Genomic DNA, 26,506 nt, shown 5'->3' with positions numbered 1-26,506 from the left:
CCCTGGCTGCAATTTGCTTGTGTCAAAGGAGTATGAAATGAGTGGCTGGTTCGAGCTGAAGCAATATGGCAGCGGAGGTTTCAGGTTCTTGCTGAAGTCCAAGGACGCGCAGACCATGCTTCAAAGCGACCGTTACCCTTGTCGTGAGAGTGTCGAGGCAGCCATTGCGCTGTTCCGCAAGCACTGCACGTCCCCGGGTAGTTACGAAAAGAAGATCGCCCCTGGCGGCAAATCCTACTTCAATCTCAAGGCTGGCAAGGAGGTGATCCTGGTCAGCCACTTGTATGACTCGGAGCCGACCCGTGAGTCCGCCATCGAGGCCATCATGCAGGCCGGCACCGGCACCCGGGTCGAGCTGTGTTGAGACGCTGAAGCCATAAAAAAGCCCATCGCAGGATGGGCTTTTTTGTGCCTGGCGATCAGCTCAGTTCGAGCCAGATCGGTGCGTGGTCGGAAGGTTTTTCCATACCGCGCAGGTCGTAGTCGACCCCGGCATCCTTGATCCGTGGCAGCAGGCCGCGGGAGGCCATGATCAGGTCGATGCGCAGGCCGCGCTTGGGCTCGTCCTCGAAACCGCGGCTGCGGTAGTCGAACCAGCTGAAGCGATCGGCCACCTCTGGGTTGAGGTGGCGGAAACTGTCCACCAGGCCCCAGTTCTTCAGGCGGGCCATCCACTCGCGTTCTTCCGGCAGGAAGCTGCACTTGCCGGTTTTCAGCCAGCGTTTGATGCTGTCCGGGCCGATGCCGATGTCGCAGTCTTCCGGGGAAATGTTCACGTCGCCCATGACCACCAGCGGCTGCTCGTTGCTGAAACGGCTTTCCAGCAGGTGCTGCAGGTCGCTATAGAAACGCTGCTTGGCCGGGAACTTGGTGGGGTGGTCGCGGCTTTCGCCCTGGGGGAAGTAGCCGTTCATGATGGTCACCGGGGTGCCATCGACGTCGGCGAAGGTGCCCCAGATAAAACGCCGCTGGGCATCTTCTTCGTCACCCTCGAAGCCCTTGTGCAACGCCAGCGGCGCCTGACGCGAGAGCAGGGCGACACCGTAGTGGCCTTTCTGCCCGTGGAAATGCACGTGATAACCCAGCGCCTGGACTTCGTCCAGGGGGAACTGGTCGTCCGATACCTTGGTTTCCTGCAGGCCGATGATGTCCGGTTGATGCTTTTCGATCAGCGCCGCCAACTGATGGGGGCGGGCACGCAGCCCGTTGATGTTGAACGAGACGATCTTCATGGTCGGCAGTCCTGGCAAAACTGCGATGCTAGCCGACAAGTCGCCCGGCGGCCAGCATGGCGGCAGGAAGGATGCGCTGCTAAGGTCCATGAGCAGCGCGCAGTGGAACGATCGCGGGCCTGCAAGGCTCGTAGCTATGAGCACACCAAGAACTGGCACAAGTAGCCGCCACCCAGCGCGGCCCACTTCAAGCCGGGCCCAGGGGGAGAACAATCGCCATGCCTGAAACCTCGACTGCCATCGCCGACATTCATATGCTCGACAGCGGCTATGCCCGCGAAGCCCGTTCCCTGCTGTATCAGGCTTATCGTCACGAGCCGACCTTCGCCTATCTGTTCGAGTCCGAACGCCCGGGTTACGAACAACGGGTGCGGGCCACGGTGCGTGAGCTGGTCAAGCAGCACTTCATTCAGGACCTGCCGGCCATCGGCCTGCTGGTCAACGACCGGCTGATCGGTATCGCCCTGATCGCGCCGCCCCAGCGTCGCCTGGGCATTACCGAGAGTTGGGCCTGGCGCCTGCGCATGGTGCTCAGCACCGGTTTCCGCTGCACCCGGCGTTACCTGGACTATCACGCGGCGGTGCTGGGCTGCCTGCCCAGCGATGCGGTGCATGTGTTGCCGCTGCTGGGAATTCATCCGCAGTTCCAGGGCAAGCATTTCGGCGAGCAGTTGCTGCAGGCGGTGCACAACTGGTGCGCGGTGGATGAGCATTCTCAGGGGGTGGTGCTGGACACCGGCAACCCGCGTTACCTGGCGTTCTATGAGCGCCAGGGCTATGAAGAAATTGGCGAGATCGCCGTCGGTCCGGTCCGCGAGCACATTTTCTTTCACGCCAACCCGCAGGTTCTGCAAAGCGCGAACGGCTGAACAGAACTTTCCTTGCATTTGTGCGCTCTATCGGGCTCCCAGCTCGTGATAGCATTCGCGCCTATGAAGTTTTCAGGAAGATTCACCAGCGGCTTTCTGCTGCTGTTCACAAGCTGTGCGGCACTGGCGCAAAGCGAATTGGACGTCAGGGTCAAACCCTCCAACGATGAACTCAAGGCCAATGTGGAGGGCTACATTGGCGGGGTTGGCGATCGTGACGAGGAGGCTCTGCTGCGTTTCAGCCGTGGCGCCGAGGAGCAGGCCCGCAAGGCCGCCCAGGCCCTGGGCTACTACCAGCCGCAGATCAGCAGCGAAGTCAAAGGCGGCGAAAAGCCGCGTTTGGTGCTGAACATCGATCCCGGCGAGCCGGTGCATCTGCGCAATGTCACCATTCGGGTCGACGGCCCGGCGGCCTCCCTCAAGGGCTTTCGGGTGCCCAAGAGCGACCAGTTGAAAAGCGGCGCGGTGCTCAATCACGGCCATTACGAAGACGCCAAGCGGCTGATCCAGAACCAGGCGTCGCGCTACGGCTTTTTCAGCGGGCGTTTCACCCGGCAGAAGCTGGCCGTGGACCCCCAGGCCGGGGTGGCGGATATCGAACTGGTCTACGAAAGCGGTCCGCGTTATGCCCTGGGCAAGGTCAGTTTTGCCGGCGACACGCCGTTCGACGAAGACCTGCTGCAACGCATGGTGCCGTTCAAGGCTGGCACCCCCTACGATTCCGAACTGATCGCCGAACTCAACCAGGCGCTGCAATCGAGCGGTTACTTCGAAGGCGTGCGGGTCGACGCGGCGCCGACCGCGGCCGCCGCCGAGGTGATTCCGGTGGCGGTCCAGCTGGAAACCCGCAAGCCGCGCACCATGGGCCTGGGCCTGGGTTTTTCCACCGACGTCGGGCCGCGGGCCAAGGCCAACTGGACCCGGCACTGGGTCAATGCCCAAGGCCACAGCTATGGCTGGGAGGCGGAAGTCTCCGCGCCGCGGCAGAACGTCGGCCTGTTCTACGACATACCGCTGGACCCGCCGCTGACCGACAAGCTGCGGTTTGCCGGCGGCTACCAGAACGAAGAAATCGCCAACACCGATACCTTGAGCAAGCTGCTGACCCTCGGTCCCGAGTGGCACAGCAAGTTGCCCAGCGGCTGGCAGCGGGTCATCTCGCTGAAGTGGCAGCGTGAGGAGTATCGCCTCGGCGACGATTCGGGCCTGAGTACCCTGTTGATGCCCGGCGTCAGTTATTCCTACCTGCGCAGCGATAACCGCATCGACCCGCACAATGGCTATCGCCTGCAATTCGACACCAAGCTGGCCAAGGAAGGGCTGGGCTCGGACACCAACCTGTTATATGGCACCGTGCTGCTCAAGGGCCTGACCACGGTGTGGGACAACCACCGCTTTCTCGGCCGGGTGCAGTTCGGTGGCAGCGCCACCAACGGCTACAAGAAGGTCCCACCGTCGCTGCGCTTTTTTGCCGGTGGCGATCAGAGCGTGCGCGGTTACAACTACCAGAGCCTGTCGCCGGAGAACTCCGACGGCGACCGGATCGGCGGGCGCTACATGGTGGCAGGCAGCCTCGAGTACCAGTACTCCATCGCGGAAAAGTGGCGCCTGGCGACCTTTGTCGACCAGGGCAACTCCTTCGACAAACTTGAACTGCCGAACCTCAAGACCGGGGTCGGTGTCGGTGTGCGCTGGGTGTCCCCGGTGGGGCCGATCCGCCTCGACCTGGCCCGTGCGCTGGACGATGACGGCGGCATTCGCTTGCACTTTTCCATGGGGCCAGAGCTGTGAAGCGTGGTTTGAAGATTGCGGCGCTGGCGTTGCTTGCGCTGGTGGCGGTGCTGGTACTGGCGCTGGCTTCGATACTCGGCACCCAGGCCGGCAGTCGCTGGGCCCTGGGCCTGGTGCCGGGTCTGACGGTGGAGAACTTCGCCGGTCGCCTGGGCGGGCAGTGGAGCGCCGATCATCTGTTGTGGCAGCAGGACAGCAGCCGGGTCGAACTCCAGGCGCCGAAATTCGCCTGGTCGCCGGCCTGCCTGATGCGCATGACCCTGTGTATCGAGCAACTGGACGTGGAGCAGGTCAGCCTGCAATTCCCGCCGGGTGCGGAAGAAGAGAGCAGCGGCCCGATCAGCCTGCCGGATCTGCAGCTGCCCCTGGCGATCGAGCTGGGTCAGGTGCGGGTCGGCAGCCTGCAGTTCAATGGCAGCGAGGAGCTCAAGGGCCTGCAACTGGCGGCGCAGTGGACGGCCAAGGGCCTGCGGATCGACTCGGTGAGCCTGCAACGCGACGACCTCAGCCTCAATCTTTCGGGGTTGTTGTCGCCCAGCGGTGACTGGCCACTGAGCGCCACCGGTACCCTGACCCTGCCGGCGCCCGGCAGCGAACCCTGGGCGCTGGCGCTGAAGGTCGACGGCGACCTGTTGAAGACCCTCAAGCTTGCGGCCGACAGCAGCGGTTATCTGCAAGGCCAATTGAGCGGTGAACTGCAGCCGCTGGCGGAGAACCTGCCGGCCCAGGTACGGATCACCGCCGATGGTTTCAAGGCCAGCGCCGACCTGCCCGACACCCTGATGCTCAATCAGCTGGAGCTGACCGGCAAAGGCGACCTCAAGGCCGGTTACCAACTGCTGGGCAAGGCTACCCTGCCGGCCGAGCAGGGGCCGGTGGCACTGGCGCTGCAAGGCAAGGTCGACGCCAAGGGCGCGCAGATCGCCGCGCTGGACCTGACCGCTAACGACAAGCAAAACCTCAAGCTGACCGGCCAACTGGACTGGAGTCAGGGGCTGAACGCCGAAGCCAAGCTCGACTGGCTGGATTTCCCCTGGCATCGCCTGTACCCGCTGATCGAAGAACCCGCGGTGGCGGTGCGCCGCTTCAATGCTGAAGTCGCCTACCGCGACGGCAATTACCTGGGCAACTTCAAGGGCGACCTCGATGGCCCGGCGGGGGCGTTCAGCCTCAGCAGCCCATTCAGTGGCGACCTGACGAAAATCTTCCTGCCCCAGTTCAAGCTGGCGGCCGGCCAGGGCAAGGCCGAAGGCCACCTGAACCTGCAATTCGCCGATGGCATCGCCTGGGACACCGCGCTGGACCTGTCGACGATCAACCCGGCGTACTGGGTTGCCGAGCTGCCGGGTACCTTGGCCGGACCGCTGCGCAGCCAGGGTGAGATGAAGAACGAGCAACTCAAGCTCAACGCCGACCTCGACCTCAAGGGCAAGTTGCGCGGCCAGCCGGTGGTGCTGCAGGCCAAGGCCGATGGCGCAGGCGAGCAATGGAACCTGAGTACCCTGGACATCCGCCTGGGCGACAACCGCATCAACGGCTCCGGCCGCCTGCAACAACGCTTGGCCGGGCAGCTCGATATCAAGCTGCCACGTCTCGGCCAGCTGTGGCCCGAGCTGCGCGGCCAGCTCAACGGTCGCCTCGATGTGGCCGGCACCCTGAAGGCGCCGCAGGGCAAGCTCGACCTGCAAGGCCAGCAACTGGTGTTCGCCGACAATCGCCTGCAGAGCCTCAAGCTCGATGCCAACCTGGACAGTGCGCAACGGGCGCGGATCGACCTCAAGGGGGGCGGCATCCAGGTCGGTGAAACCTCGCTGGGGACGCTGACGGCCAGCGGCCAGGGCGATATCAACAACCAGAAACTGCAACTGGACCTGCAAGGCCCGCAGCTCAAACTGGCGCTGGGCCTGGACGGCAAGCTGGACCAGGGCAACTGGCGCGGCCGCCTGGCCAGCGGCGATATCCAGACCGGTGGCCAGGACTGGAAGCTGCAAGCCCCGGCGAAGCTCGAATACCTGGCCGACGGCAAGCTCAACTTCGGCGCCCATTGCTGGGCCAGCGGCGATGCCAGCCTGTGTGGCGAGGATCAGCGGCTGATGCCCGAGCCCAAGTTGCGTTACCAGCTCAAGCAGTTCCCGATCGACAGCCTCGCGCAGTGGTTGCCCAAGGACTTCGCCTGGAAGGGCCGGCTCAACGCCGATATCAAGCTGGACGTACCGGCTGGTGGCCCGCAAGGGCGGATCCTGCTGGACGCCAGCGGCGGCACCTTGCGGGTCAAGGAAAAGCAGCAGTGGCTGGACTTCCCGTATCAGACGCTGAAAATCGACACCACCCTCAACCCCAAGCGTATCGACACGCAGCTGGCGTTCAGCGGCGGCAAGCTCGGTGAGCTGATGCTGCAGGCGCAGATCAATCCGCTGCCGAAAAACAAGCCGCTGTCCGGCGAATTCCGCCTCAGCGGCCTGGACCTGGCGGTGGCGCGGCCGTTCGTGCCGATGGTCGAGAAGCTCGCCGGCACCCTGAATGGCAGCGGGCGCATCTCCGGTGGTCTTCTGGCGCCGCAGGTCAACGGCAACCTGGCCCTCAGCGGGGGCGAAGTCTCAGGTCCCGAATTGCCCATCAGCCTCCAGGACCTGCAATTGCAGGCACTGATCTCTGGTGAGAGCGTGCAATTGAATGGCGGTTGGAAGAGCGGCAAAGCCGGGCAGGGCAGCCTGAACGGCAATATCGCCTGGGGCCAGGCGCTGGTGGTGGACCTGAGCCTCAAGGGCTCGCAGCTGCCGGTCACCGTCGAGCCCTATGCGGTGCTGGACGTGGCGCCGGACCTGAAGATTTCGATGAAGGACGACAAGCTGGCGATTGCCGGCAAGGTCCAGGTGCCCAAGGGCGAAATCACCGTTCGTGAGTTGCCGCCGTCGACGGTCAAGGTGTCGGACGACACGGTGATCATCGGGCAGCAGACCGAGGAGGGCAAAGCGCCGATGGCCATGGCGATGGACATCGACGTGGTGGTCGGCGAGGACAAGCTCAGCTTCACCGGTTTCGGCCTGACCGCCAACCTGCAAGGCCATGTGCACATCGGCGACAACATGGACACCCGTGGCGAGCTGTGGCTCAACGACGGCCGCTACCGCGCCTACGGCCAGCGCCTGACCGTGCGCCGGGCGCGCCTGCTGTTCGCCGGGCCGATCGACCAGCCGTACCTGGACATCGAGGCGATCCGCCAGACCGATGACGTGATCGCCGGGATCCGCCTCAGCGGCAGCGCCGAACAGCCGACCACGCAGATCTTCTCGGAGCCGGCCATGAGCCAGGAGCAGGCCTTGTCCTACCTGGTGCTGGGGCGTCCCTTGAGCACCACCGGCGAGGACAACAACATGCTGGCGCAAGCCGCCCTGGGCCTTGGCCTGATGGGCAGCTCGAACATCACCGGCGGGCTGGCCAAGGACCTGGGGATCGACGACTTCCAGCTCGACACCCAGGGCAGCGGCAATACCACCAGCGTAGTGGCCAGTGGCAATATCTCCGAGCGCCTCAGCCTGCGTTACGGGGTGGGGGTCTTCGAGCCGGCCAACACCATCGCCCTGCGCTACAAACTGAGCAAAAAGGTCTACCTGGAAGCGGCCAGCGGCGTCGCCAGCTCGCTGGATATCTTCTACAAGCGCGACTTCTGATAACCGTCAGTGATCCAGTCCCCTTTGACGAGGGGGCTGGCTACCACCAAGCCGCAACCCTCCAGCCGATATTTCTTCCCCCGATTTTTTCGATTTCAAGACTTTCCCATTAATTAGCTTAATAGTAAGCATGCTAATTATTGTTTGGATATTGGCTGCCTAGGCAGTAACATCTCGACATACTTTCGCTGCCTAGGCAGCTAACAGGTGGTCAGATGAAGCACTTCACCCCAGACGGTTTCCAAAATTGCCACCTCGGGCTCTTGCTGGGCCGCGCGGCCCTGCTCAAGGACCGGATCATCGACACCCACATGGAACCCCACGGCATCACCGCCGCGCAGTTCAAGGTGCTGATCATCATGGCCCAGTTCGGCGTCGACACCCCGGCCGAGCTGTGCCGCCACCTGTCCCTCGACAGCGGTTCCATGACCCGCATGCTCGATCGCCTGGAGCAGAAGGACTTCCTCGCCCGCCACCGCTCGGAGCACGACCGCCGCCAGGTGCGCCTGGTGCTCACCGAGGAGGGCCAGAAGCTCGCCGACCGTCTGCCGCACATCGGCGCCGACGCCATGAATGAATTGGCCGGCGCCATTACCCCCGAAGAGTTGAAAACCCTGGAACAGCTCCTCAAGAAAATTTTGCTGGCGGCCGGTGACCCGATCACTGTGTTGCGGGTAGGTGACAAGTAAATGAGCAGTAAAACCTTGCGTGCCCGTTTGAGCCTGGTACTGCTGGCCATGAGCCTGGCCGGTTGTGCCAACTACAGTGGCCTGACAACCGAAGGGGTGAGCCTCGATGCCAAATCCCTCAAGGCCGGACAATCCCTGAATGGCGTGACCCTGTCGCCGGCGGCCTGGCCGAAGAGCGACTGGTGGAAGAGCCTGGGCGATCCACAGCTCGATGGCCTGATCCGCGAAGCCCTGCACGACAGCCCCGACATGCAGATCGCCAGCGCCCGGGCCCACCAGGCCAGCGCGGCGGCCTATGCCGCGGATGCGGCGCGCATGCCGACCCTGGATGCCAGCGGCAGTGTCAGCCGCTCGCGGCTGTCTCGCTCGCAGGACCCGAGCGGGCAGGGCGACAACTACAGCACGATGCGCAGCCTGACAGCCAACTTCAATTACACCTTCGACCTCTGGGGCGGCCAGCGCGATACCTGGGAAGCCGCCCTGGGCCAGGCCCGCGCCGCCGAGATCGATCGCCAGGCCGCGCAACTGACCCTGGCCGCCGATGTGGCCCGGGCCTACAGCGACCTGGGCCAGGCGCATATCGTCCATGACCTGGCCGATGAAGACCTCAAGCGCACCCGGCAGATGCTCGAGCTGAGCCAGAAGCGCCTGAGCTCGGGCATCGACAGCCAGTATCAGTACCAGCAGACCGAAAGCCTGGAGGCCAGCTCCGAAGCCAGCCTGATCGACGCCGAGAAAAACCTGCAGAGCGCCAAGATCGCCCTCGCGGTATTGCTCGGCAAAGGCCCCGACCGGGGCAACGAAATCGCCCGGCCGAAAGTCCTGCAGGCCAGCGCGGTGGCGCTGCCGTCGGTGCTGCCGGCGGAACTTCTGGGCCGTCGTCCGGACCTGGTGGCCGCGCGCTGGCGGGTCGAGGCGTCGAGCAAGAGCATCGACGCCGGCAAGACCAACTTCTATCCCAACCTCAACCTGAGCGCCGCCGCCGGCACTCAAGCGTTGCTGGGGGACGCGATGTTCGGATCGGCCAGCCGCTTCTTCAACATCGCCCCGACCGTGTCGCTGCCGATCTTCGACGGTGGCCGCCTGCGCGCCGACCTGGATGCCCGGGATGCCGACTACGACCTGGCCGTGGCGCAGTACAACAAGAGCCTGGTGACGGCCCTGGGGGATGTCAGCGACACCATCTCCCAGTTGCGTGACATCGGTCGGCAGATCGCCGCCCAGCAACACGCCACTGACATCGCCCAGGACTCCTACGACACCGTGGTCCAGCGCTACGGCTCGGGGATCGGCAATTACCTGGACGTGCTCAGCATCGAGCAGCAACTGCTGCAAGCCCAGCGTCAGCTGGCGACCCTGAATGCCCAGCAGATCGACCTGTCGATCCAACTGATGCAAGCCCTGGGCGGTGGTTTCCAGACCGACAATCTGGCCGCGGCCACCCCGACCCCAGCCTCGCGCAACCAATAATTCAAGGTACTCATCATGGCCACTGCTGAAAGCAACAACGTTCCTGAAAATACGCCGGACAGCGCCAGCCCGCGCAAGCGCAAGGTCATGCTGCTGGGCCTGGTGGCGCTGATCGTCCTGGGCGGGCTGGGGGTCTTTGCCTGGTACCAACTCTACGGACGCTGGAATGAAGGCACCGACGACGCCTATGTGAATGGCAACGTGGTGGAAATCACCCCGCTGGTCACCGGCACGGTGGTCAGCATCGGCGCCGACGATGGCGACCTGGTCCACGAAGGCCAGGTGCTGATCAACTTCGACCCCAACGATGCCGAGGTCGGCCTGCAAAACGCCGAGGCCAATCTGGCCCGCACCGTGCGCCAGGTGCGCGGGCTGTACAGCAATGTCGACGGCATGCGCGCCCAGGTGGCGGCGCAGAAGGCCGAAGTGCAGAAAGCCCAGGACAACTTCAACCGTCGCCGGACCCTCGCCACCAGCGGGGCGATTTCCCAGGAGGAACTGTCCCACGCCCGCGACGACCTGACCTCGGCGCAGAACGCCCTGGCCAATGCCCAGCAGCAGCTCAACACCACCAACGCACTGGTGGACGACACCGTGGTCTCCAACCATCCGGATGTGCAGGCCTCCGCCGCGCAACTGCGCCAGGCCTACCTGACCAACGCCCGCAGCACCCTGATTGCCCCAGTGACCGGTTATGTCGCCAAGCGCACGGTGCAACTGGGCCAGCGGGTACAGCCGGGCACCGCGTTGATGGCGGTGATCCCGCTCGACCAGCTGTGGATCGACGCCAACTTCAAGGAAACCCAGCTGCGTGACATGCGCATCGGCCAGCCGGTGGACATCGAGGCCGATATCTACGGCAGCGAGGTCAAGTACAGCGGCACCATCGACAGCCTGGGCGCCGGTACCGGCAGTGCCTTCGCCCTGTTGCCGGCGCAGAACGCCACCGGCAACTGGATCAAGATCGTGCAGCGGGTGCCCGTGCGTATCCACGTGAATGCCGAAGAGCTGGCTAAGCACCCGCTGCGAGTTGGCCTGTCGACGGTGGTCAACGTCGACCTGCACGACCAGAGCGGCCCGGTACTGGCCCAGCAGCCGCCACAAAAGGCTTCGTTCAGTACCAGCGTCTACGACCGCCAATTGAGCGAGGCTGATGCCCTGATCGCCCGCCTGATCCACGACAACAGCGCCGCCATCGGCAAGACCGCGCAGCGCTGATTCGCCGATCCCTCTGCTGCGGCCGCTAGCGGCCGCGGCGCCTGCCTCGCTTCATAGGATTCGCGATGAGCAATAACGCCTCTTTCACGCCGCCCAGCCTGTTGCTCAGCACCATCGGCCTGTCGCTGGCGACCTTCATGCAGGTGCTCGACACCACCATCGCCAACGTGGCCTTGCCGACCATCTCCGGCAACCTCGGGGTGAGTTCGGAGCAGGGCACCTGGGTGATCACCTCGTTTGCCGTGAGCAACGCCATCGCCTTGCCGCTGACCGGCTGGCTGAGCCGGCGCTTCGGCGAAGTGAAGCTGTTTATCTGGGCCACCTTGCTGTTCGTGCTGGCCTCGTTCCTCTGCGGGATTTCCACCTCCATGCCGGAACTGGTGGGCTTTCGGGTGCTGCAAGGGGTGGTGGCCGGGCCGTTGTATCCGATGACCCAGACCCTGCTGATCGCGGTCTACCCGCCGGCAAAAAGGGGCATGGCCCTGGCGCTGCTGGCGATGGTCACGGTGGTGGCGCCGATTGCCGGGCCGATTCTCGGCGGCTGGATCACCGACAGTTACAGCTGGCCGTGGATCTTCTTCATCAACGTGCCGATCGGCCTGTTCGCCGCCTGGGTGGTCAAACAGCAGTTGAAGGCGCGGCCGGTGGTGACCAGCCGCCAGCCGATGGACTACATCGGCCTGCTGAGCCTGATCGTCGGCGTCGGGGCCTTGCAGGTCGTGCTCGACAAGGGCAACGACCTGGACTGGTTCGAATCCAACTTCATCATCATAGGTACGCTGATCTCGGTGATCGCCCTGGCGGTGTTCGTGATCTGGGAAATGACCGACCGCCATCCGGTGGTCAACCTGCGGCTGTTCGCCCACCGCAACTTCCGCATCGGCACCATTGTGCTGGTGGGCGGTTATGCCGGCTTCTTCGGCATCAACCTGATCCTGCCGCAGTGGGTGCAGACCCAGATGGGTTATACCGCGACCTGGGCCGGCCTGTCGGTGGCGCCGATGGGCATCCTGCCGGTGCTGATGTCGCCTTTCGTCGGCAAGTACGCGCACAAGTTCGACCTGCGCTTGCTGGCCGGGCTGGCGTTCCTGGCGATCGGCCTGAGCTGCTTCATGCGCGCCGGGTTTACCAACGAGGTGGACTTCCAGCACATCGCCCTGGTGCAGCTGTTTATGGGCATCGGCGTGGCGTTGTTCTTCATGCCGACCCTGAGCATCCTGATGTCGGACCTGCCGCCGCACCAGATTGCCGATGGCGCCGGCCTGGCCACCTTCCTGAGGACCCTGGGTGGCAGTTTCGCCGCCTCGCTGACCACCTGGATCTGGATCCGCCGGGCGAACGAGCATCATGCCTACATGGGCGAACACATCAGCAGCTTCGAACCGGCCACCCGCGATGCCCTGGGCACCCTGGGCGGTGCCAGCAACCAGGCCTACGCGCAGCTGGACCAGGTGCTGACCGGCCAGGCGTACATGATGTCCACCGTGGACTACTTCACGTTGCTGGGCTGGAGCTTCATGGGCCTGATTCTGCTGGTGTGGCTGGCCAAGCCACCGTTCACGGCCAAGGCCGGGCCGGCGTCGGCGGGGCACTGATATTGCGGTGGGGCAGAGAAATGATCGCGAGCAAGCTCGCTCCTACAGGAAGGCGTACCTTTTTGTAGGAGCGAGCTTGCTCGCGATAGAACGCGCAGCGTTCGCCCGGAAGGCCCTTTGGGCCTTATCGCAGCCTGCGGCAGCGGCTACAGGTTATGAGCGGGGCAGTGCCAGCGGCGGCATCAGGTCGAAAGCCGCCAGCTGGAAGCCCTGTTCATCCACCTGCAAGGCCCAGCCCTGACGGTCCCAGTCCCCCAGCACGATGCGTTTGGCAGCCTGGTCGCCGATCTGCAACTTGTGGATGGCCGGGCGGTGGGTGTGGCCGTGGACCAGGGTCCGCACCTTGAACTCCTGCATGATCCGCGGCACTTCGTCCGGGGTCACGTCGACGATGTCGTTGGCCTTCATGCGGGTTTGCGCGCGGCTTTCGTTGCGCAGCTTGCGCGCCAGCTTGTGCCGGGTGCGCAGCGGCAGGTGCCTGAGGATCCACAACGAAACCGGGTTGCGCAGGTAACGGCGCATGCGCATATAGGCTTCGTCACGGGTGCACAGGCTGTCGCCGTGGATCAGCAGCACCGGCTCGCCGTAGAAGTCGACCACGCTCGGGTCCTTGAGCAGGGTCGCGCCCGCGGCCTTGCAGAACGCCTTGCCGAGCATGAAGTCGCGATTGCCATGCATCAGGAAAACCTGCGTGCCGTTGTCGCTGAGCTCGCGCAGTGCCTGGCAAATGGAAAGCTGGTAGGGGGTCATGGCGTCGTCGCCGATCCAGACCTCGAAGAAATCTCCCAGGATGTACAGCGCTTGCGCCGAGCGGGCACGCCCGCCCAGTAAATCCAGAAACGCCCGGGTAATGTCCGGGCGCTCCTCTTCCAGATGCAAATCTGAAATCAGCAGTATCACTCAACGATCTCGGCTTTCTCGATGATCACGTCTTCTGCCGGTACGTCCTGGTGGCCGGCCTTCATGGTGGTGGCCACGCCTTTGATCTTGTCGACCACTTCGGTGCCGGCGACCACTTTGCCGAATACCGCGTAGCCCCAGCCCTGGACGGTCTTGCCGCTGTGGTTGAGGAAGCTGTTGTCAGCAACGTTGATGAAGAACTGCGCGGAAGCCGAATGCGGCTCCATGGTGCGTGCCATGGCGACGGTGTACTTGTCGTTGGAAAGACCGTTGTCGGCTTCGTTCTGGATGCTTGGACGCTTGTCTTTCTTTTCTTTCATGCCTGGCTCGAAACCGCCGCCCTGGATCATGAAGTTACCGATGACGCGGTGGAACACGGTGTTTTCGTAATGACCGGCTTTAACGTATTCGACGAAGTTGGCCACGGTGACCGGGGCTTTCTCGGCGTTCAGTTCCAGCACGATGTCGCCGTGGTTGGTGGTCAGTTTGACTTGAGTCATGATCGGTACTCTTTATAAGGAGGAGCGTTTTCAAGGAATTCCCGGGTTCCGGGAGGCAGGTCTGGGGCCCGTGGGCCGGAACCGCGCTGGCAAAAATCCGCCAAGGTGCGCAGTTTAGCGTGCCGGGCGTGAAATTCGAGGCTGTTTTTTCATTTGCGACGGATTAATCGCGGCAGATTTAAAGCCCGCTCTGTCAGGGGCTTGACCGCATCGGCTATGATATCCGTTTTGATTTATCAGGCCGCACCGGCCGCGCACTTGTACGTTCAAGGATCCTATGAGCAAGCCCACTGTCGACCCTACCTCGAATTCCAAGACCGGACCGGCCGTGCCGGTCAACTTCCTGCGCCCGATCATCCAGGCGGACCTGGACTCGGGTAAGCACACACAGATCGTGACCCGCTTCCCGCCGGAGCCCAACGGCTACCTGCACATCGGTCACGCCAAGTCGATCTGCGTGAACTTCGGGCTGGCCCAGGAATTCGGCGGCGTCACCCACCTGCGCTTCGACGACACCAACCCGGCCAAGGAAGACCAGGAATACATCGACGCCATCGAAAGCGACGTCAAGTGGCTGGGCTTCGAGTGGTCCGGTGAAGTGCGCTACGCCTCGCAATACTTCGACCAGCTGCACGACTGGGCGGTGGAGCTGATCAAGGCGGGCAAGGCCTATGTCGACGACCTGACCCCCGAGCAGGCCAAGGAATACCGCGGCAGCCTGACCGAGCCGGGCAAGAACAGCCCGTTCCGCGACCGTTCGGTGGAAGAGAACCTGGACCTGTTCGCCCGCATGAAGGCGGGCGAATTCCCGGACGGCGCACGGGTGCTGCGGGCCAAGATCGACATGGCCTCGCCGAACATGAACCTGCGCGACCCGATCATGTATCGCATCCGCCATGCCCATCACCACCAGACCGGCGACAAGTGGTGCATCTATCCGAACTACGACTTCACCCACGGTCAGTCGGACGCCATCGAAGGCATCACCCACTCGATCTGCACCCTGGAGTTCGAAAGCCACCGTCCGCTGTACGAGTGGTTCCTCGACAACCTGCCGGTGCCGGCGCAGCCGCGCCAGTACGAGTTCAGCCGCCTGAACCTGAACTACACCATCACCAGCAAGCGCAAGCTCAAGCAACTGGTGGACGAGCAGCACGTCAACGGCTGGGACGACCCGCGCATGTCCACCCTGTCGGGCTTCCGCCGTCGTGGCTACACGCCGAAATCCATCCGCAACTTCTGCGAAATGATCGGCACCAACCGTTCCGACGGCGTGGTGGACTTCGGCATGCTGGAATTCAGCATCCGTGACGACCTCGACCAGAGCGCCCCGCGTGCCATGTGCGTGCTGCGCCCGCTGAAGGTGGTGATCACCAACTACCCGGAAGGCCAGGTCGAGAACCTCGAACTGCCGCGCCACCCGAAAGAAGACATGGGTGTGCGGGTGCTGCCGTTCGCCCGTGAAATCTACATCGACCGCGACGATTTCATGGAAGAGCCGCCAAAGGGCTACAAGCGCCTGGAACCGGCCGGCGAAGTGCGCCTGCGCGGCAGCTACGTGATCCGCGCCGACGAGGCGATCAAGGATGCCGACGGCAACATCGTCGAGCTGCGTTGCTCCTACGATCCGGACACCCTGGGCAAGAACCCGGAAGGGCGCAAGGTCAAGGGCGTGATCCACTGGGTGCCGGCCGCCGCCAGCGTCGAGTGCGAAGTGCGCCTGTACGACCGTCTGTTCCGTTCGCCGAACCCGGAGAAGGCCGAAGACAGCGCAAGTTTCCTGGACAACATCAACCCTGACTCCCTGCAGGTCCTCACTGGTTGTCGTGCCGAACCCTCGCTGGGCAACGCACAGCCGGAAGACCGTTTCCAGTTCGAGCGCGAAGGTTACTTCTGCGCGGATATCAAGGACTCGAAACCGGGCGCACCGGTATTCAACCGTACCGTGACCCTGCGCGACTCCTGGGGTCAGTGATCAGTTAAGGAACTCCTTGTGCTAACGATCTACAACACGCTCACCAAGAGCAAAGAAGTCTTCAAGCCGCTCGATGGCAACAAGGTGCGCATGTACGTGTGCGGCATGACCGTGTACGACTACTGCCACCTGGGCCACGGCCGCAGCATGGTCGCTTTCGACCTGGTGACCCGCTGGCTGCGTTTCAGCGGTTACGACCTGACTTATGTGCGCAACATCACCGACATCGACGACAAGATCATCAATCGGGCCAACGAGAACGGCGAGTCGTTCGAGGCGCTGACCGAGCGCATGATCGCGGCGATGCACGAAGACGAAGCGCGCCTGAACATCAAGAAGCCGGACATGGAGCCGCGTGCCACCGACCATATCGCCGGCATGCACGCGATGATCCAGACCCTGATCGACAAGGGCTATGCCTACGCGCCAGGCAACGGCGACGTGTACTACCGGGTCGGCAAGTTCCTCGGTTACGGCAAGCTGTCGCGCAAGAAGATCGAAGACCTGCGCATCGGCGCGCGTATCGAAGTCGACGAGTCGAAACAGGACCCGCTGGACTTCGTGCTGTGGAAAGCCGCCAAGCCGGGCGAGCCGAGCTGGGAATCGCCATGGGGCGCCGGGCGTCCGGGCTGGCACATCGAATGCTCGGTGATGTCGACCTGCTGCCTGGGCGAGACCTTCGACATTCATGGCGGTGGCAGCGACCTCGAGTTCCCGCACCATGAAAACGAGATTGCCCAGAGCGAGGCGGCCACCGGCAAGACCTACGCCAATGCCTGGATGCACTGCGGCATGATCCGCATCAATGGCGAGAAGATGTCCAAGTCCTTGAACAACTTCTTCACCATCCGCGACGTGCTCGACAAGTACCATCCGGAAGTGGTGCGTTACCTGCTGGTGTCGAGCCACTACCGCAGTGCGATCAACTACTCGGAAGACAACCTCAAGGATGCCAAGGGCGCCCTGGAGCGTTTCTACCACGCCCTCAAGGGCCTGCCGAGCGTGCTGGCCGCCGGTGGCGAAGCCTTCGTCGAGCGTTTCACCGAGGTGATGAACGACGACTTCGGCACTCCGGAAGCCTGTGCGGTGCTGTTCGAGATGGTGCGCGAGATCAACCGTCTGCGCGAGAGCGATCTTGATGCCGCGGCCGGTCTGGCGGCGCGCCTGCGAGAACTGGCGGACGTGCTGGGTGTGTTGCAGCTGGAAGCCGACGACTTCCTGCAGGCCGGTGCCGCCGGCCGGGTCGACGCGGCGCAGGTCGAAGCGCTGATCCAGGCGCGCCTGGCGGCCCGTGCCAACAAGGACTGGGCCGAGTCCGACCGCATCCGCGACCAGATCACCGCCATGGGCGTGGTGCTGGAAGACGGCAAGGGCGGGACCACCTGGCGTCTGGCTGACTGATCGCGGTACTGGCTACAAACGGAAACCCGCCTTGTGCGGGTTTTTGTTTGCCGGTGAATTATCCAGGCGGGATCAAACCAGGATGGCCAGCGAGCTGTACTTGGCGACCAGCGGGTCGGCGGTCAGCAGTTTCATCGGTTCGCTGATCGCGGTGGCCACAATCAGCCGATCGAATGGGTCGCGGTGGTGGTGTTCGAGGTCTTTCACCGCTATGGCGTGTTCAGCGGTGATGGCCAGCTCGATAAAGCCGCTTGCCAGGCAATATTCGCGGATCTGCTCCAGGTCCACATCGAGCTTTCCCAGGCCGACCTTGATGGCCATCTCCCAGAAAGAGGCGGCGCTGATATAGACCTCGGCGGCACCCTCGATCAGTTTTCGGGCCTTGGCGGACAACTTCGGGTCGTCGCTGAGGGTCCAGAGCAGAATGTGAGTGTCGAGCAGGACCCTCACTCGCGGCTTCCTTCGAAGGCGTCAAGCATGTCGTCCGGCAGCGGGGCATCAAAGTCGTCGGGAAGCACCAGTTTGCCTTTCATTGCACCAATGCGTTGCCCCGAGGGTTTGCCGACGGGAACCAGGCGGGCGAGGGCGCGGCCGTGTTTCGCGATGGTAATGACCTGTCCTGCCGCGGCATCGTCGACCAGTTTGGACAGGTTGTTTTTGGCTTCTGCCAGCGGGACAGTGATCATGAGGCTCCTCCAATATTCTGGACAAATATAGCCAGAATATTCGAACCCAGCCAAGCCAAGGCGGACGGCAGGTCGGGTTTTATGTATCCAGCTGTCGCAAGCGCTTGTACAGGGTATTGCGACTCAGCCCCAGCCGCCGCGCCAATAGAGAGATGTTGCCGCCCACCGCCTTGAGCTGTCGCTGCAGGTCGGCGCTGTCTTCCGGGTCGATGTCGCCGGGCGGTTCGTGGCTGGCGGCCGGTTCCATGTCCAGGTCGACAAAAAAGTCGTCCGGCAGGTGCTCGGCGCGGATCGGTTGGTCTTCGGCCATGGCCAGCGCCACCTGCATCACGCTGCTGACCTGGCGCAGGTTGCCCGGCCAGGGGTGGCGCTCGAACAGTTCCTGGACTTCGCGACTGAGCCCGGCCCATTGGCCCGGCTCGCGGTGCTGTTCCCAGATGCACTTGAACAGCGCCTGTTTGTCGCTGCGTTCGCGCAGGGGCGGCAGCTCCAGGGTCAGGCCGCCGATGCGGTAATACAGGTCCTCGCGGAAGCGCCCGAGCTGTACCTGTTCGCGCAGGGAGCGGTTGGTGGCGGAGATGATACGGATGTCCACCGGGAACAGTTCGCTGCTGCCCACCGGCTGTACGCAGCGCTCCTGCAGCACCCGCAGCAGGCGGGCCTGGGTCGGCAAGGGCATGTCGCCGATTTCGTCGAGGAACAGCGTGCCTTTGTCGGCCTTGCGGATCAGGCCGATGCTGCCTTTCTGGTTGGCGCCGGTGAAGGCGCCCTTTTCGTAGCCGAACAGCTCGGACTCCACCAGTTCGGCGGGGATCGCCGCGCAGTTGACGGCAATGAACGCCTGTTTGCTTCGCGAGCTGGCCTGGTGCAGCGCCTTGACGAAGACTTCCTTGCCGACGCCGGTTTCGCCGTGGATCAGCAGCGGAATGTCCTTTTCCAGCAGCCGTTCGGCCTGGCGCACGGCTTTCTCCACCCGGCTGTCGCCGAAGTGCAGGGTGTTCAGGCTGATGGTATCGGTGTTGGCGGGAGCTGGGCGGGAAGGCGACTCGGCGAAGACCCGGGCCTGGATCGGCACCTGCCTTGGACGCTTGAGCAGGCAATGGAAGCGGTTGCGACCGGCGGCCTGCAGGGCGAAGGGCAGGCCTTCGGGTTGGTTGAGCAATTCCAGCAGGGACACCTTGAACAGGCTTTCGATGCCGACCCGCGACAGGCTGATGCCCAGCAGGTTGTCGGCGCGGCGGTTGGCCGACAGCACCTGGCCGCTTTCATCGAAGATCAGCAGGCCGGCCCACTGGCTGTCGAGGTTGTTCAGGCCGGTGTTGAAGGTCAGCTGGAAATGCCGGCCTTCGAACAGGTTGAGGATCAGCCGGTTCTCCACCGTCTGGCTCATCATCTTGACCATGCCCAGGGTGTGGGAGGGCGGCAGGTAGCTGTCGCTGGAGACGTCCAGCACCGCGATCACCCGGCGCTCGGCATCGAAGATCGGCGCGGCCGAGCCGGTCATGAAGCGGTTGGCCTTGAGAAAGTGTTCATCGTGCTCGATATGCACCGCTTGCTCGCAGGCCAGGGCGGTGCCGATGGCATTGGTCCCGCTGCAGTGTTCCAGCCAGCTGGCGCCGGCACTGAAACCGCGGGCCAGGCTCGGCTCGATAAAACGCTGGGTACCCCAGGAGGTCAGGACCTGGCCCTGGTTGTCGGCGAGCATGATCAGGCAATTGGAGTTGCTGAGGATGTTCTCGTAGTAGGGCAGGACTTCCTGGTGGGTGGTCTGCACCAGGGCATGCTGGCTCTCCAGCAACTGGGCGATGCGCTCGGCGGGCAGTTGATCGAAGGCGGGCGCGCTCTGGTGGCTGAGGCCAAAGGCCCGGCAGCGATTCCAGGAGTCCTTGATGATGGTCTCGTGAGACAGCGGTGAGGCAGGTGCGCTCATGTTGACTGGTCTCTTATTGTTCTTGTTATGACGACAGGGCGCTGCGTTCTCTGTAGCCGCTGCCGTAGGCTGCGATCGGCTGCGCAGCGGCCGCAGAACCTGAGCACGCGCTTTATCTGCATGAGCGCGGAGCCCTCTTTACGAGTCCTTCGGCCTCGATCGCAGCCTGCGGCAGCGGCTACATGAAAGCAATCTTGCCGGCGAAAACGTCCATCCAGTGTTGTTCACTCTTGTTCATTGTCAACCGCCGGACTGTTCAGTTGTTCAGTCCGGGTTGTTCATTTCTGTTCAGCTGTGAACCCTCGAACAGCCTGCCTTGGTATAAATTCCAGTCTTATCAGTGGCTTGGTTTGACGCCGCGGTTCTGGCACGAAAGTCGCTCTGCTGCTCCGGTCGCTTGACTCCAATAATAAAAAAGGCCGAGCCATGTCATTAACGCTGGAGCACGTCAGCCGTGTCGTCGAGGGCCAGACCTGGATCGATGACATCTCGCTGCGCTTTGAACCCGGTTCCTTCAATGTCCTGCTGGGGCGCACGCTGTCCGGCAAGACCAGCCTGATGCGCCTGATCGCCGGGCTCGACAAGCCCGCCAGCGGGCGCATCCTGATGAACGGCGTGGACGTCACCGGGCGCCCGGTGCGGCTGCGCAACGTGTCGATGGTCTATCAGCAGTTCATCAATTACCCGACCATGACCGTGTTCGAAAATATCGCCTCGCCGTTGCGCCAGGCCGGAGTCGCCGCACAACTGATCGAGAGCAAGGTGCTGGAGACGGCGAAGATGCTGCGGATCGAGAAGTTCCTGCAGCGCCATCCGCTGGAGCTGTCCGGCGGCCAGCAGCAGCGCACGGCCATGGCCCGGGCGCTGGTCAAGGATGCCGAGCTGATCCTGTTCGACGAGCCACTGGTCAACCTCGACTACAAGCTACGCGAAGAGCTGCGCCAGGAGATGCGCGAGCTGTTCCAGGCCCGCCACACCATCGCCATCTACGCCACCACCGAGCCCAACGAGGCGCTAGCCCTGGGCGGCACCACCACCATCCTCCACGAGGGGCGCCTGGTGCAGAGCGGCAAGACCGCCGAGGTCTATCACCAGCCCCAGACGGTGCCGGCCGCCGAGCTGTTCTCCGAACCGCCGATCAACCTGATGCCGGGGCGCATCGCTGGCAATGAAGTGAGCTTCGCCAACTTCGTGCACTTTCCGCTGAACGTCGACCTGCGCCCGGTCGGCGAGGGCGAGTTCCGCTTTGGTGTGCGGCCCAGCCATATCTCCCTGGTGCCGAGCAACGACGACGACCTGGAGCTGGCGGTGACCGTCGAGGTGGCGGAAATCAGCGGCTCGGAAACCTTCCTCCATGTGCGCAACGAACAATTCCTGTTGGTGCTGCACTTGCCTGGCGTGCACGAATACGACGTCGACGCGCCGATCCGCATCTATATCCCCACCCACAAACTGTTTGTCTTCGATGCCCAGGGCCGTCTGGTCCAGGCGCCGGGGCGACGCGTCGCGAGGGTTGCCTGATGGCCGAGATCCGTTTGCACAACCTCGCCCATAGTTACACCAGTACCCCGGCCGGTCCCGAGGACTATGCGATCCGCGAGATGAACCATATCTGGGAGCAGGGCGGCGCCTATGCCTTGCTCGGGCCGTCCGGCTGCGGCAAGTCGACTTTGCTCAATATCATTTCCGGGCTGCTCAGCCCGTCCCAGGGGCAGGTGCTGTTCGATACCCGGGTAGTCAACGAGCTGACGCCCGAGAAGCGCAATATCGCCCAGGTTTTCCAGTTCCCGGTGGTCTACGACACCATGACGGTGTTCGACAACCTGGCCTTCCCGCTGCGCAACCAGGGCCTGGCCGAAGCCAAGGTGCACAGCAAGGTGCAGGAGATCGCCGAGGTCCTCGACCTGCAGGCGCTGCTGAACAAGAAGGCACGCAACCTCAGCGCCGACGAAAAACAGAAGGTCTCCATGGGCCGCGGCCTGGTGCGCGACGACGTGTCGGCGATCCTGTTCGACGAGCCGCTGACGGTGATCGACCCGCACCTGAAGTGGAAGCTGCGGCGCAAGCTCAAGCAAATCCACGAGCAGTTCAACATCACCATGGTCTACGTCACCCACGACCAGCTCGAAGCCTCGACCTTCGCCGACAAGATCGCGGTGATGTACGGCGGGCAGATCGTCCAGTTCGGTACCCCGCGGGAGCTGTTCGAGCGGCCGAGCCACACCTTTGTCGGCTACTTCATCGGCAGCCCGGGGATGAACCTGATCGAGGTCCGGGCAGAGGCCGGCGGTGTCAGGTTCGCCGGCACCCATTTGGCACTGCCCGAGGCCTTACAGCAGCGGATCGCCGAGAGCGATTACCAGAGCCTGAAAGTCGGCATCCGCCCGGAGTTCATCCATGTCTGGGACGAGCCTTACGAGGAGGCGCTGCAGGCTGATGTGGTCCATGTCGAGGACCTGGGCACCTACAAGATCATGACCCTGAACCTCGACGGCGCGGTGTTGAAAGTGCGGCTGGCCGAAGACAAGCCGGTGCCGCAGGGCAGGGCCTGCATCAGTTTTCCCGCGCAGTGGCTGATGGTCTACGCCGACGAATACCTGCTGGAGGCCCACGCCACGAACGAGGTTCAGCCATGAACAAAGTGCAGAACAACAAGGCCTGGTGGCTGGTATTGCCGGTGTTCCTGCTGGTGGCCTTCAGTGCGGTGATCCCGATGATGACCGTGGTCAACTACTCGGTGCAGGACATCTTCGACCAGTCCAGCCGCTACTTCGTCGGCGCCGACTGGTACCGCCAGGTGCTGCTCGACCCGCGCCTGCACGACTCGTTGCTGCGCCAGTTCATCTATTCGGCCTGCGTGCTGCTGATCGAAATTCCCTTAGGGATAGCCATTGCCCTGACCATGCCGAGCAAGGGGCGCTGGTCGTCGGTGGTGCTGATCATCCTCGCCATTCCATTGCTGATCCCGTGGAACGTGGTGGGCACCATCTGGCAGATCTTCGGCCGCGCCGACATCGGCCTGATGGGCTCGGCGCTGAATGCCCTGGGCATCGATTACAACTACGCGGCCAACACCATGGATGCCTGGGTCACGGTGCTGGTGATGGACGTGTGGCACTGGACCTCGCTGGTGGCGCTGCTCTGCTACTCGGGGCTGCGGGCGATACCGGACGTGTACTACCAGGCGGCGCGCATCGACCGGGCGTCGAACTGGGCGGTGTTCCGCCATATCCAGTTGCCGAAGATGAAGAGCGTGCTGCTGATCGCGGTGATGCTGCGTTTCATGGACAGCTTCATGATCTACACCGAGCCCTTCGTGCTCACCGGCGGCGGGCCGGGCAACGCCACGACCTTCCTCAGCCAGACCCTGACCCAGATGGCGATCGGGCAGTTCGACCTGGGCCCGGCCGCGGCGTTCTCCCTGGTGTACTTCCTGATCATCCTGCTGGTGTCCTGGCTGTTCTACACCGCCATGACCCACTCCGACGCCAATCGCTGAGGACGGCCGCCATGACCAAGCGCAAGCTGATACCGCTGCTGATCTACATCCTGTTCCTGCTGGTACCTATCTACTGGTTGCTGAACATGTCGTTCAAGAGCAACAACGAAATCCTCGGCAGCCTGACCCTGTGGCCCCAGGACTTCACCTGGCACAACTACAAGGTGATCTTCACCGACCCCAGCTGGTACACCGGCTACCTCAACTCGCTGTATTACGTCAGCCTGAACACGGTGATTTCCCTGAGCGTGGCGCTGCCGGCGGCCTATGCGTTCTCGCGCTACCGCTTCCTCGGTGACAAGCACCTGTTCTTCTGGCTGCTGACCAACCGCATGGCGCCGCCGGCGGTGTTCCTGCTGCCATTCTTCCAGCTGTATTCGTCCATCGGCCTGTTCGACACGCACATCGCCGTGGCCCTGGCCCACTGCCTGTTCAACGTGCCGTTGGCGGTGTGGATTCTCGAAGGTTTCATGTCCGGGGTGCCGAAGGAAATCGACGAGACCGCCTACATCGACGGCTACAGCTTTCCCAAGTTCTTCGTGAAGATTTTCGTCCCGCTGATCGGCTCGGGGATCGGCGTGACGGCGTTCTTCTGCTTCATGTTTTCCTGGGTCGAGCTGTTGCTGGCGCGGACTTTGACCTCGGTGAACGCCAAGCCGATCGCCGCGGTGATGACCCGCACTGTGTCCGCCTCCGGTATCGACTGGGGCGTGCTGGCGGCGGCCGGGGTGCTGACCATTCTGCCGGGCATGCTGGTGATCTGGTTTGTTCGCAACCATGTGGCCAAGGGCTTCGCCCTGGGCCGGGTATGAGGATCCGCTGATGGAATGGATGAACTGGACCGCTCCGACGGCGGCATTCTTCGGTGTCATTGCCTTGATCCTGCTGGGTATGACCAGCTGGGAATTGCGTTCGCCGAGCATCCCTCGGCGCGGCTTCCTGCCGATTGCCACCACCCGTGGCGATCGTCTGTTTATCGGTCTTCTCGGCAGCGCCTACCTGCATCTGCTGGTAATCGGCGTCACCGACTGGAGCATCTGGGTGGCGTTCGTGCTGTCCCTGGTGTGGCTGTTGGCTGTGATGCGTTGGGGCTGAGGCTGATGCCCAACCCTGTAGGAGCGAGCTTGCTCGCGAAGAATTCCAGCGCGCCGCGTACAGGCNGCGTCATCGTTAGCGACCTTCGCGAGCAAGCTCGCTCCTACAGGGAGGCATTGGCATCGGTCCTCTTTGAACTTAACCGGGAGGTCTCTATGTTCGACAAAAACAATAAGCTGCGACATAGCGTTTCATTGGCGGCCATGCTGGCACTGAGCGGCTTGAGCGCGACGGCCTGGGCCGACGCCTATGAGGACGCCGCGAAAAAATGGATCGGCAGCGAGTTCAAGCCATCCACCCTGACCGCGGAACAACAGCTGGAAGAGCTGAAGTGGTTCATCAAGGCGTCCGAGCCGTTTCGCGGAATGAAGATCAACGTGGTCTCGGAAACCATCGCCACCCATGAATACGAGTCCAAGGTGCTGGCCAAGGCCTTCAGTGAAATCACCGGGATCAAGCTGACCCACGACCTGCTGCAGGAAGGCGACGTGGTGGAGAAGCTGCAGACCCAGATGCAGTCGGATAAGAACATCTATGACGGCTGGGTCAACGACTCCGACCTGATCGGCACGCACTTCCGTTATGGCAAGACCGAATCCATTACCGACCTGATGGCCAACGAGGGCAAGGACTACACCTCGCCGACCCTGGACATCAAGGATTTCATCGGCATCTCCTTCACCACCGCGCCGGACGGCAAGATCTACCAGTTGCCCGACCAGCAGTTCGCCAACCTGTACTGGTTCCGCGCCGACTGGTTCGAGCGGGCCGACCTGAAAGCCAAGTTCAAGGAGAAGTACGGCTACGAGCTGGGTGTGCCGGTGAACTGGTCGGCCTATGAGGACATCGCCAAGTTCTTCAGCGAAGACGTCAAGGAGATCGACGGCAAGCGGGTCTACGGGCATATGGATTACGGCAAGAAGGACCCGTCCCTGGGCTGGCGCTTCACCGATGCCTGGTTCTCCATGGCCGGCGGCGGCGACAAGGGCTTGCCCAACGGCTTGCCGGTGGACGAGTGGGGGATCCGCGTCGAGGATTGCCATCCGGTGGGCTCCAGCGTGACCCGCGGCGGCGACACCAACGGCCCGGCGGCGGTGTTCGCCACCACCAAGTACGTGGACTGGATGAAAAAGTACGCGCCACCGGAGGCGGCAGGCATGACCTTCTCCGAGTCCGGGCCGGTGCCGTCCCAGGGCAATATCGCCCAGCAGATCTTCTGGTACACCGCCTTCACCGCCGACATGACCAAGCCGGGCCTGCCGGTGATGAATGCCGACGGCACGCCGAAATGGCGCATGGCGCCGTCGCCCAAGGGACCGTACTGGGAGGAGGGCATGAAGCTGGGGTATCAGGACGCCGGTTCCTGGACCTTCCTCAAGTCCACCCCGGAGAAACAGAAACTCGCGGCCTGGCTCTATGCCCAGTTCGTGACCTCGAAAACCGTGTCGCTGAAGAAAACCATCGTCGGCCTGACCCCGATCCGCGAGTCGGACATCAACTCCCAGGCGATGACCGACCTGGCACCGAAACTCGGTGGCCTGGTGGAGTTCTATCGCAGCCCGGCCCGTGTGCAGTGGACGCCGACCGGTACCAACGTGCCGGACTATCCACGCCTGGCGCAGCTGTGGTGGAGCCATATCGCCGAAGCGGCCAGCGGCGAGAAAACCCCGCAACAGGCACTCGATGGCCTGGCCAAGGACCAGGACGCGATCATGACCCGGCTCGAGCGCTCGAAAGCCCAGGCCACCTGCGCGCCGAAAATGAACCCCGAGCGCGACGCGCAATACTGGTTCGACCAACCGGGCGCGCCGAAACCGAAACTGGCCAACGAGAAACCCAAGGGTGAGACCGTGAGCTACAACGAACTGCTCAAGTCGTGGGAGGCGGCGCGCAAGTAAGGTTGTGGATCTGTAATGCGCAACGGCACCTTCGGGTGCCGTTCTGTTTTGGGAGCTGTGGTGCCCGGACCATTGTTATCGCGGGCA

General features: G+C 63.2%; 22 protein-coding genes. 16 read left to right on the top strand and 6 right to left on the bottom strand.

Annotated features, from left to right (window positions below; all coding sequences use genetic code 11):
• The first annotated feature begins 37 nt into the window (after window positions 1-37).
• Entirely contained in the window at window positions 38-364 is a 327-nt protein-coding gene (locus ACTJKT_RS09335) for a DUF1508 domain-containing protein (RefSeq protein WP_440786868.1), read from the top strand.
• A 55-nt stretch (window positions 365-419) separates the two neighbouring features.
• On the opposite strand, the gene xthA is transcribed toward ACTJKT_RS09335, so the two are convergent.
• The gene (xthA, locus tag ACTJKT_RS09330; RefSeq protein ID WP_440786867.1) at window positions 420-1,232 is read right to left on the bottom strand and encodes an exodeoxyribonuclease III; all 813 of its coding nucleotides are present in this window, start codon (window positions 1,230-1,232) and stop codon (window positions 420-422) included.
• 218 nt (window positions 1,233-1,450) lie between these two features.
• On the opposite strand from xthA, the gene ACTJKT_RS09325 reads away from it, so the two are divergent.
• From ACTJKT_RS09325 to ACTJKT_RS09295, 7 genes are all read left to right on the top strand, one after another.
• Window positions 1,451-2,101, top strand: coding sequence for a GNAT family N-acetyltransferase (locus ACTJKT_RS09325; protein WP_440786866.1), 651 nt, complete (start codon window positions 1,451-1,453; stop codon window positions 2,099-2,101).
• A gap of 63 nt (window positions 2,102-2,164) precedes the next feature.
• Window positions 2,165-3,892, top strand: coding sequence for an autotransporter assembly complex protein TamA (locus tag ACTJKT_RS09320; protein WP_440786865.1), 1,728 nt, complete (start codon window positions 2,165-2,167; stop codon window positions 3,890-3,892).
• A complete protein-coding gene (locus tag ACTJKT_RS09315) occupies window positions 3,889-7,563 on the top strand; it encodes a translocation/assembly module TamB domain-containing protein (RefSeq protein WP_440786864.1) in 3,675 nt (1,224 codons plus the stop codon). The genes ACTJKT_RS09320 and ACTJKT_RS09315 overlap by 4 nt, the downstream gene beginning before the upstream one ends.
• Before the next feature lie 215 nt (window positions 7,564-7,778).
• Window positions 7,779-8,252 carry a MarR family winged helix-turn-helix transcriptional regulator gene (locus ACTJKT_RS09310; RefSeq protein WP_440786863.1) on the top strand — a complete coding sequence of 158 codons (474 nt, stop codon included), beginning with the start codon at window positions 7,779-7,781 and terminating at the stop codon, window positions 8,250-8,252.
• Window positions 8,253-9,722 (top strand): efflux transporter outer membrane subunit, encoded by a 1,470-nt coding sequence (locus ACTJKT_RS09305; RefSeq protein ID WP_440786862.1) that lies wholly within the window; start codon window positions 8,253-8,255, stop codon window positions 9,720-9,722.
• 15 nt (window positions 9,723-9,737) lie between these two features.
• Entirely contained in the window at window positions 9,738-10,940 is a 1,203-nt protein-coding gene (locus ACTJKT_RS09300; protein WP_440786861.1) for an efflux RND transporter periplasmic adaptor subunit, read from the top strand.
• Between the two features lie 65 nt (window positions 10,941-11,005).
• The gene (locus tag ACTJKT_RS09295; RefSeq protein WP_440786860.1) at window positions 11,006-12,535 is read left to right on the top strand and encodes a DHA2 family efflux MFS transporter permease subunit; all 1,530 of its coding nucleotides are present in this window, start codon (window positions 11,006-11,008) and stop codon (window positions 12,533-12,535) included.
• Window positions 12,536-12,688: 153 nt separating this feature from the next.
• On the opposite strand, the gene lpxH is transcribed toward ACTJKT_RS09295, so the two are convergent.
• Together lpxH and ACTJKT_RS09285 are read right to left on the bottom strand one after the other, a co-directional pair.
• On the bottom strand, window positions 12,689-13,435 hold the full coding sequence (lpxH, locus tag ACTJKT_RS09290; RefSeq protein WP_440786859.1) for a UDP-2,3-diacylglucosamine diphosphatase: 747 nt from the start codon (window positions 13,433-13,435) through the stop codon (window positions 12,689-12,691).
• Window positions 13,432-13,935: a peptidylprolyl isomerase gene (locus tag ACTJKT_RS09285; protein ID WP_007929634.1), complete on the bottom strand. Its 504-nt coding sequence runs from the start codon at window positions 13,933-13,935 to the stop codon at window positions 13,432-13,434. The genes lpxH and ACTJKT_RS09285 overlap by 4 nt, the downstream gene beginning before the upstream one ends.
• Before the next feature lie 277 nt (window positions 13,936-14,212).
• Between ACTJKT_RS09285 and ACTJKT_RS09280 the strand changes: the two genes are divergently transcribed.
• Window positions 14,213-15,910 (top strand): glutamine--tRNA ligase/YqeY domain fusion protein, encoded by a 1,698-nt coding sequence (locus tag ACTJKT_RS09280; protein ID WP_440786858.1) that lies wholly within the window; start codon window positions 14,213-14,215, stop codon window positions 15,908-15,910.
• An 18-nt stretch (window positions 15,911-15,928) separates the two neighbouring features.
• Window positions 15,929-17,311, top strand: a complete 1,383-nt coding sequence (gene cysS / locus ACTJKT_RS09275; protein ID WP_440786857.1) for a cysteine--tRNA ligase — start codon at window positions 15,929-15,931, stop codon at window positions 17,309-17,311.
• A gap of 72 nt (window positions 17,312-17,383) precedes the next feature.
• Here the strand turns inward: cysS and ACTJKT_RS09270 are convergent, their stop codons facing one another.
• Genes ACTJKT_RS09270 through ACTJKT_RS09260 form a run of 3 tightly spaced genes read right to left on the bottom strand, consistent with a single transcriptional unit; the run spans window position 17,384 to window position 19,927 of the window.
• Window positions 17,384-17,761, bottom strand: coding sequence for a PIN domain-containing protein (locus ACTJKT_RS09270; protein WP_169914317.1), 378 nt, complete (start codon window positions 17,759-17,761; stop codon window positions 17,384-17,386).
• A complete protein-coding gene (locus ACTJKT_RS09265) occupies window positions 17,758-18,051 on the bottom strand; it encodes a type II toxin-antitoxin system Phd/YefM family antitoxin (protein ID WP_440786856.1) in 294 nt (97 codons plus the stop codon). The genes ACTJKT_RS09270 and ACTJKT_RS09265 overlap by 4 nt, the downstream gene beginning before the upstream one ends.
• 25 nt (window positions 18,052-18,076) lie before the next feature.
• Complete coding sequence (locus ACTJKT_RS09260) at window positions 18,077-19,927, bottom strand: sigma-54-dependent Fis family transcriptional regulator (RefSeq protein WP_440786855.1); 1,851 nt, start codon at window positions 19,925-19,927, stop codon at window positions 18,077-18,079.
• A 426-nt stretch (window positions 19,928-20,353) separates the two neighbouring features.
• On the opposite strand from ACTJKT_RS09260, the gene ACTJKT_RS09255 reads away from it, so the two are divergent.
• The 6 genes from ACTJKT_RS09255 (at window position 20,354) to ACTJKT_RS09230 (ending at window position 26,419) form a co-directional block, all read left to right on the top strand.
• Window positions 20,354-21,448 (top strand): ABC transporter ATP-binding protein, encoded by a 1,095-nt coding sequence (locus ACTJKT_RS09255; protein WP_440786854.1) that lies wholly within the window; start codon window positions 20,354-20,356, stop codon window positions 21,446-21,448.
• The gene (locus ACTJKT_RS09250) at window positions 21,448-22,563 is read left to right on the top strand and encodes an ABC transporter ATP-binding protein (RefSeq protein WP_097304254.1); all 1,116 of its coding nucleotides are present in this window, start codon (window positions 21,448-21,450) and stop codon (window positions 22,561-22,563) included. The genes ACTJKT_RS09255 and ACTJKT_RS09250 overlap by 1 nt, the downstream gene beginning before the upstream one ends.
• Complete coding sequence (locus ACTJKT_RS09245; protein WP_053279915.1) at window positions 22,560-23,426, top strand: carbohydrate ABC transporter permease; 867 nt, start codon at window positions 22,560-22,562, stop codon at window positions 23,424-23,426. Before ACTJKT_RS09250 ends, ACTJKT_RS09245 begins: the two co-directional genes overlap by 4 nt.
• Window positions 23,427-23,437: 11 nt before the next feature.
• Complete coding sequence (locus tag ACTJKT_RS09240) at window positions 23,438-24,238, top strand: carbohydrate ABC transporter permease (RefSeq protein WP_007929618.1); 801 nt, start codon at window positions 23,438-23,440, stop codon at window positions 24,236-24,238.
• 10 nt (window positions 24,239-24,248) lie between these two features.
• The gene (locus ACTJKT_RS09235) at window positions 24,249-24,521 is read left to right on the top strand and encodes a DUF2160 domain-containing protein (RefSeq protein WP_038577821.1); all 273 of its coding nucleotides are present in this window, start codon (window positions 24,249-24,251) and stop codon (window positions 24,519-24,521) included.
• A 155-nt stretch (window positions 24,522-24,676) separates the two neighbouring features.
• Entirely contained in the window at window positions 24,677-26,419 is a 1,743-nt protein-coding gene (locus tag ACTJKT_RS09230) for an ABC transporter substrate-binding protein (RefSeq protein WP_025804713.1), read from the top strand.
• Window positions 26,420-26,506: the final 87 nt, after the last annotated feature.

Source organism: Pseudomonas sp. 22526, assembly GCF_052044735.1.
GTDB lineage: Bacteria > Pseudomonadota > Gammaproteobacteria > Pseudomonadales > Pseudomonadaceae > Aquipseudomonas > Aquipseudomonas piscium.
The sequence above is the reverse complement of the archived record's forward strand: the minus strand, read 5'-3'. Positions and strand labels throughout refer to the sequence as shown.